The sequence below is a fragment of the Mesorhizobium sp. M7A.F.Ca.AU.001.01.1.1 genome (assembly GCF_004022735.1).
GTDB classification, from domain to species: Bacteria; Pseudomonadota; Alphaproteobacteria; order Rhizobiales; family Rhizobiaceae; genus Mesorhizobium; species Mesorhizobium ciceri.
On record NZ_RZPF01000285.1, the window covers coordinates 1 to 7475 of the forward strand.

A 7475-nucleotide genomic window follows, 5' to 3' on the forward strand; every position below is an offset into this window, starting at 1 on the left:
GGTCCGTTGACCGCCCCCGGGCTTGCCCAGTCGATCGCGGAAGCGACCGGCGCCGATGCGCTCGCCTTCTTCGACGCCATTGCGCCGATCATCCATTTCGACACGATCGACATGAATACCTGCTGGTTCCAGTCGCGCTACGACAAGGTCGGGCCAGGCGGCACCGGCAAGGACTACATCAATTGTCCGATGGACAAGGACCAGTACCTTGCCTTCGTGCAAGCGCTGGTCGACGGCCAGAAAACCGAATTCAAGCAATGGGAAGGCACGCCCTATTTCGACGGCTGCCTGCCGATCGAAGTCATGGCCGAGCGCGGTGTCGAGACGCTACGCTACGGGCCTATGAAGCCGATGGGGCTGACCAATGCCCACAATCCGACGGTAAAGGCCTATGCCGTCGTCCAGTTGCGGCAGGACAATGCGCTGGGCACGCTCTACAACATGGTCGGTTTCCAGACCAAGTTGAAGCATGCCGAGCAGGTGCGCATCTTCCGCACCATACCGGGTCTCGAAAACGCTGATTTCGCCCGTCTCGGCGGCCTGCACCGCAACACCTACATCAACTCGCCGACCTTGCTCGACGCTTCGCTGCAACTGAAGTCGCGGCCCGGCCTGCGTTTCGCCGGCCAGATCACCGGCTGCGAAGGCTATGTCGAAAGTGCGGCCATCGGCCTGCTCGCCGGCCGCTTCGCCGCAGCGGAGCGGCTCGGCCTTGCTCCGTCCCTGCCGCCGCTGACCACGGCCTTCGGCGCTCTGCTCAACCACATCACCGGCGGTCATATTGTCTCCGATGACGAGCCGGGAAAGCGCTCATTCCAGCCGATGAACGTCAATTTCGGCCTGTTCCCACCTGTCGAAGCTCCGAAGGCCGAGGGCAAACGCATGCGCGGCAAGGACAAGACCGTTGCCAAGCGGCACGCCATCACATCGCGTGCGCAGGCTGATTGCCGAGAATGGCTAGGGCTGCCGGCACAAGCGCAAGCCGCCGAGTAGTCCGTGGCCAAGCACTCCGAGCTGCACCAGCTTCTGCCGTCGGACCTGCCGCCGAGTGGCGAACCTTTCGCCGGCGACTACGAAATTTGCTGGAGCATCTATGTCAGATGCACCAACCTGCGGAAGCTGCGCGAAGTTCATATACCCGCTATCGAGGCGCTAATAGGTCAGCCTCACGGGGGCCAAGGTTGGCTGTACGAAAATGAAAATTACAATGAGAACCGTGATCGAAGCTTGAAGAGAATCATTGCCGTTCAGCCTGTCGAAGGTCCCTACAATGACCGGCTAATTCTGGATTTCATGAAAGCGATCTATTCGCTGTCATCCTTCTGGGCGATCCAAGCCCGTCTGGATCCCTCACATCCTCATGGCGCCTACCTCAGTGCACGATTCACGCAGGAGGCTCCCAGCTCGGAGGCGCCGGCTATTGTCGACGCGCTGGTTGAGTTCGAAGCCAATTTTACAGATTTGGGGGGCCATGAATTCGGCCGGCATTTCGGCACAACTCGGCGCATTAGCGCCACCATGCCGGATGGTTCGGAAGCTGGCCGGGCGAAACCCAGGCGCTAGGACCTCATCGTTGGCCGCACGGATGAAGCAGGATACAATCCCACTTGCTGTCCAATGGGAGCCGTTCCACGGAATTCGCCGAGAAACTTTCTGTCACAGTCACGCCAGCAATGGCCCGCCTTATCCGCCAAAAAGTCGAAGACGGCTCTTTCGGCTCGGCGAGCGAAGTCATCCGCGCGGCGCTCCGGGCCTTCCAGCGCGAGGAAGAGGAGCATGCCGAGCGCCTAGCCGCGATCCGGGCCAAGATAAAGGCTTCGATCGAAGATACGCGTCCCGCTATTCCGCTGGATCACGCCATCGCGCAAGTGAGGGAACGAATCGCGCAATTGGCGTACGACAGCGATGACGACGGACCCTCCTGACATAAGAAGTTCTACTCGGCGGGCTCGACCCCCACGCTTGGCAACCCAGGCTTCCCCGCCTCAGCAGGATTTCGCCTGACATAGGCAGCCTTCAAACTCTCCGAAGTCTCGCGCGAGCCGTCATGGCTCCAGCCGGGAGGCTTGATCAGATAGTTCAGGCGATCGCTCAAGGTCAGACCGGGCGCAAAGGCATCCCTGAACATGCCGATCCATTCATGGAATGCCACTTTCAGCGGATTGAAGGTGCCGAGATTCCTGACGATGCCGTAGCGCGGCCGGTCTTCTTCCAGTTCCCCGACGAAGGTGCCGAACATGCGGTCCCAGATGATCAGCGTGCCGGCATAGTTGGCGTCGAGATAGCGCGGATTGGTGGCGTGGTGGACGCGGTGGTGTGAGGGCGTGTTGAAGACGAACTCGAACCAGCCCCACATCTTGCCGATGGTCTCGGTGTGGATCCAGAATTGCCAGACCAAATTGAAGCCGAAGGTGAAGGCAATCACCGCCGGGTGGAAGCCGAGCAGCACCAGCGGCGCCTGCAGCACGAACATGAAGGTGAACAGGCCCGTCCAGCTCTGCCGCAGCGCTGTCGACAGATTGTAGTGCTGGCTGGAATGGTGGTTGACGTGTTCGGCCCACACCCAGCGCACCCGGTGCGCGATGCGGTGATAGAAATAGTAGCGCAGATCATCGAGCAGGAAGGCCACCAGAAAGACCCAGATCGACAGGCCGAGATTGAAGACGCGGAACTGCCAGAGCCACAGCAACGCCCAGTAGGACACGACGCCAAGCAGCAGCCCGGCAACGACATTGCCGGTACCCATCATCAGGCTGGTCAATGTGTCGCGCGTTTCGAACGAACCCTTGGCACGGCCGGTGCGCACCAACCAAAGCTCGATCAGGATCGCGACAACGAAGAACGGGATGGCCAGTTGAGTGACCTGCGGAAAATTGTAGTCGTCCATCATGCCGCCTCTCCGCCGAAACTCTGCGGCTCAAGCGCCTTCAGCAAGCCTTGCGCATCCGTTGCGCTGGCAAAGCGGAAGCGGCCGCCCTTCCAGGTGAAATCGGCGAGCCGCAGCGAGACCGTATTCCCGTCTCCAGCGTCCAAAATCGTGACATCTTGAGGCGTGACGATGCGGGTCAAGAAGCAGTCGCCTACGCTGTGAACGATCCCGAAGCGCCCTCGCCCGATATCCAGGAACGCGGTCCCGGCATCTGCTGTCAGGCGGACTGCCGCCACGATCTCGTCGGGAAAATCCTCGGCGAACCGGCTCTTCGCATGATCTGCGCCACTGAGCGTCGCCGTCTTGCTGCCGCCAGTGAAATGCACCGCGGCAACCGACAGCGCGATGCCAAGGGCGACGATCGCAACCAGCAAAGGCAAGCTCATTGAATGGGTATCTCCTCCGGCCGGCCTGTCGTCTATGGCGACAGTTTTGGCGCGGAGACTTCTTAGCACGGTTGACGTTTACGTCAAAGTGCTGGCCAACCCTTGCTCGCGCGGCGCAGCAATAGCCAATGCCGGCGCAAGGCCGAGAGCCGCGCCACGCCACCGAACGGCGAGCCATTCTCCATCTTGCCGAGATAGGCGCGCGACAGGGCCAGCGGCAGGAATGCCGGGCGCAGCGAGACCGGGAGAGCCGGTGCGCCTTGCTCGAAGGCGGAAAGATGTTCCCGTGCCAGCGCCATCATCGCCGCCACCGCGCGTTTGGCGCCGGATCCGCCGTCGCCGGTGACGAATTCTTCCGGCGACGATCCCGCTGCCGCCAGAATGTCGGCCGGGACAAAACATTGTCCGCGCTGGCGGTGCAGCGGCAACAGCAGCAGCAGGCCGGTCATCGCCTGTGCGCAGCCTGCCCTGCCCGCCAGTTCGGCAAAGCGCGGCGCCTCGACGGGATCGAGCACCATCGCCGCAAGCTGGATGAGCGCTGCGGCCGTCTCGCCGCAATAGCCTTCCAGATCGGTGCGCGACGGCATCGGGTCGTCGTAGAGGTCGAAGATGCGCGCATCGAGCATGTTCTCGAAGGCCGGCTTCGGCAGGCCGAATGTCGCTATCGTAGCGTTCACGGCTTCGGCAGTGGGATGGCCGGCGCCGGCCTCGCCGCCGGCGGCAATGACATCGCGCCACCATTGCAGCCGCACCTCGCCCGGTAGCGCCTCATGGATGCGATCGCGAATACCTGATATCTCCGCGTTGAAGGCGTAGAGCGAAAACAGCGCGTCGCGCTTGCCGTCCGGCGCGTAGAGCGCGGTCAGATAGCGATCATGATCGGCGGCGCGCACCGCGTCCATGACGATTTCAGCGCTTCGAGACATGTCAATCGACGGCAATGAGCGCGGCGGCCACGGCGCGCTCTTCCGCCAGAAGGACATTGTAGGTCCGCACCGCGGCCCCCGTCGACATCGGGTCGGATGCAACGCCGGCGGCCTTCAGCGCGGCCCGCAATGCAGCGGGCAACGGCCGAAGATCCCTGCCCATGCCGACCAGCAGGATCTCGATCTTGTCGGCCTCGGACAGCAGCCTGTCAAAATCCGCCACCGTCAGCGCCAAGGGGTCCACCGGCTCCCAGCCATGGATGCCGGATGGCAGACAGAGCAGCGAACCGCGATGCGACATGTCGGCAAAGCGGAATCCGCCATTGCCGTAGGCTTCGATCGGCGCGCGGCCCGGGAAATGCGCCTCGCGGATGACGATGCCTTTGCTGGTCACCGTTAAACCTCTTCGGGGGCGCGCGTCAGGTCGCGACCGCCTTGCCGCCATTGACCGGCTTCTCCTCGTCGGCCGTAGCCTGCGGCCGCAGTTTGAACAGGATCAGCAGCGGGGCGGCGATGAAGATCGACGAATAGGTGCCGAAGATGACGCCGAACAGCATGGCCATGGAGAACGAGCGGATCACCTCGCCGCCGAAAAGCACCAGCGCCAGCAGCGCCAGGATCGTCGTCACCGAGGTCAGCGTCGTTCTCGACAGCGTCTCGTTGATGGCGTTGTTCAGGAGTTGCGGCAGCGGCATGCGCTTGTATTTTCGCAGATCCTCTCGGACACGGTCATAGACCACGATCGTATCGTTCAGCGAATAGCCGATGATCGTCAGGATCGCCGCCAGTGACGACTGGTTGAACTCCAGCCCGGAGATGACGAAGAAGCCGAGCGTCATGACCACATCGTGCACCGTCGCCACGATGGCGCCGACCGCGAACTGCCATTCGAAGCGGAACCAGACATAGATCAGGATACCGAGCAACGCGATCAGCATGGCGATCGTGCCTTGCTTGGCGAGCTCGCCGGACACGGTCGGTCCCACCACTTCGACGCGGCGGAAGTCATAATTATCCTGCAGCTCGCCGCGCACCTTGTCGATGACGGTCTGCTCGGCATTTTCGCCACCATCCTGCGTCCCGACGCGGATCAGCACGTCGTTCGGCGTACCGAACTGCTGCACCTGGACTTCACCGATGTTGAGTTCGGTCAGCCGCGCGCGGAGGTCGGCGAGATCGGCATTGCCGCTCTTGGCCTGCACTTCGATCAGCGAACCGCCCTTGAAATCGATGCCGTAGTTGATGCCGACGGTCATGAACAGCACCACCGACAGGATCGAAAGTGCGCTGGACAGCGTGAACGTCCAGCGACGGATGCCCATGAAGGGGATCTTGGTGCCGGGCGGAACGAAGGTCACCGGCGCCTTCGGCAATTCCTTCGGGCGAGCACGCCGCAGCCAGATCGAGACCAGCAGACGGGTGAAGGTGAAGGCGGTGAAGACGGTCGTCAGAATGCCGATGGCATAGGTGATGGCAAAGCCCTTCACCGGCCCGGTACCGAGATAGAACAGCACCACGGTGGCGATCAGCGAGGTGATGTTGGAATCGACGATGGTCGCCAGCGCCTTGGTGAAACCGGTATCGATCGCCTGGATGACCGAGCGGCCGGCGCGCCGCTCCTCGCGGATGCGCTCGTAGATCAGCACGTTGGAATCGACCGCCATGCCGATGGTCAGCACGATACCGGCGATACCAGGCAAGGTCAGCGTCGCGCCAAGCAGCGAGAGCACGCCGACGATCATCGCCACGTGCACCGCCAGCGCGATGTTGGCGAGGAAGCCGAGGAAGCCGTAGGCGACGAACATGAAGGCAACGACGAGGATAGAACCGATGATGCCGGCAACCTTGCCGGCATGGATCGAATCCTGGCCAAGGCCCGGACCAACGGTACGCTCCTCGATGACGGTTAGCGTCGCCGGCAGCGCGCCGGCGCGCAGCAGCACGGCGAGATCGTTGGCGCTCTGGGCGGTGAAATTGCCGGAGATCTGGCCGGTGCCGCCGAGGATCGGCTCGCGGATCTGCGGCGCCGAAATCACCTGGTTGTCGAGGATGATGGCGAACAGCTTGCCGACATTTTGCGCCGTGGCCTGGCCGAAGCGCGCCGCCCCCTTCGAATCGAAGCGGAACGACACCACCGGCTCGTTGTTCTGCGAATTGTAGGTCGCCTGCGCATCGACGAGGTTTTCGCCCGAGACGATGACGCGGTTCTCGATCAGATACGGAACCGGCGGATCGTCCTGCGAATACAGCACCGACGAGCCGGCAGGCGGACGGCCGTTGAGCGCGTCCTGCACCGGCATCGACTGGTCGACCATCTGGAAGGTCAGCTTGGCGGTCTGGCCGAGGATTTCCTTCAGCCTTTGCGGGTCCTGAAGACCCGGCACCTGGACAAGGATACGGTCGTCGCCCTGCCGCTGCACGATGGGTTCGGTCGTGCCGAGTTCGTTGACGCGGCGTTCGACCACCTCGATCGACTGCGTCAGCGCGGTCGACGTGCGGTATTTGATGCCGGCATCGGTGACGTTGAACTTGAGCAGGCCGGGCTCGGAATCGTCGAGCGTCATTTCCTGCACGGAACCGCCGGTGAACAGGCCGGCGGCGACCGGATCGGTCAGCGTCTTCAGCGCCGTCTTGGCGGCATCGATCTGGGCGGGATCGGTAATGCGAACCTGCAGGGTCCGCCCCGTGCCGGCAAGGCCGGTATAGCCAATCTTGGCGTCGCGCAGCAGCGTGCGGATTTCGTCGCGCGTCGTCTCCAGCCGGTCCTTGATCAGATCGTTCTGGTTCATTTCCAGCAAGATGTGCGAACCACCCTGCAGGTCGAGGCCGAGCGTCATCTGCCGCTTCGGCACCCAGTTGGGCAGTTGCGCCAGCGTGCTGGCGGAGAACAGGTTGGGCGCGGCGAGGATCACCGTGATGGCCACGGCCACCCAGATCAGGATCATCTTGAAGCGCGAGAAATACAACATATGGCGTCGTCCGTCAGAGCGTGTCCGCGGATCGCTCCGCCTAAAATTGGATTATTTCTTGGCGTTCTGGTTGGCCACCGGCTCGCCCTTGACGCGCACATCGGCGATCGTCGAGCGCAGCGCCGTCACCTTCAAGCCATTGCCGAGGTCGACCTCGAGCTCGTTGTCGTCGATCACCTTGGTCACCTTGCCGACGAAGCCGCCGCCGGTGACGACCGTGTCGCCGCGACGGACCGCGGCCAGCATCTCGCCACGCTTCTTCAGC

At 62.7% G+C, this 7475-nt stretch carries 9 protein-coding genes; 3 read left to right on the forward strand and 6 right to left on the reverse strand.

The features are described from left to right. The 3 genes from trmFO to EN884_RS18370 form a co-directional block, all read left to right on the forward strand. Positions 1-993: methylenetetrahydrofolate--tRNA-(uracil(54)-C(5))-methyltransferase (FADH(2)-oxidizing) TrmFO (trmFO, locus tag EN884_RS18360; protein ID WP_128360663.1), on the forward strand; the 993-nt coding region annotated here is incomplete at its 5' end. 3 nt (positions 994-996) lie between these two features. Further along, positions 997-1563, forward strand: coding sequence for a hypothetical protein (locus EN884_RS18365; protein WP_063168112.1), 567 nt, complete (start codon positions 997-999; stop codon positions 1561-1563). A gap of 44 nt (positions 1564-1607) precedes the next feature. Further along, positions 1608-1925, forward strand: a complete 318-nt coding sequence (locus tag EN884_RS18370; protein WP_013531311.1) for a type II toxin-antitoxin system ParD family antitoxin — start codon at positions 1608-1610, stop codon at positions 1923-1925. An 11-nt stretch (positions 1926-1936) separates the two neighbouring features. Here the strand turns inward: EN884_RS18370 and EN884_RS18375 are convergent, their stop codons facing one another. The 6 genes from EN884_RS18375 to EN884_RS18400 all read right to left on the reverse strand — a co-directional run. Further along, a complete protein-coding gene (locus tag EN884_RS18375; RefSeq protein ID WP_174564975.1) occupies positions 1937-2887 on the reverse strand; it encodes a sterol desaturase family protein in 951 nt (316 codons plus the stop codon). Beyond that, positions 2887-3315 carry a hypothetical protein gene (locus EN884_RS18380; protein WP_027160420.1) on the reverse strand — a complete coding sequence of 143 codons (429 nt, stop codon included), beginning with the start codon at positions 3313-3315 and terminating at the stop codon, positions 2887-2889. The genes EN884_RS18375 and EN884_RS18380 overlap by 1 nt, the downstream gene beginning before the upstream one ends. Before the next feature lie 83 nt (positions 3316-3398). Next, positions 3399-4241 (reverse strand): phytoene/squalene synthase family protein, encoded by an 843-nt coding sequence (locus EN884_RS18385; protein WP_063170250.1) that lies wholly within the window; start codon positions 4239-4241, stop codon positions 3399-3401. Between the two features lies 1 nt (position 4242). Then, complete coding sequence (locus tag EN884_RS18390; RefSeq protein WP_050580472.1) at positions 4243-4686, reverse strand: Mth938-like domain-containing protein; 444 nt, start codon at positions 4684-4686, stop codon at positions 4243-4245. Beyond that, positions 4661-7210: a protein translocase subunit SecDF gene (secDF, locus tag EN884_RS18395; protein ID WP_128360664.1), complete on the reverse strand. Its 2550-nt coding sequence runs from the start codon at positions 7208-7210 to the stop codon at positions 4661-4663. The genes EN884_RS18390 and secDF overlap by 26 nt, the downstream gene beginning before the upstream one ends. 51 nt (positions 7211-7261) lie before the next feature. Continuing rightward, positions 7262-7475, reverse strand: a 214-nt coding sequence (locus EN884_RS18400; RefSeq protein WP_164895046.1) for a preprotein translocase subunit YajC, incomplete at its 5' end; no start/stop codon positions are given.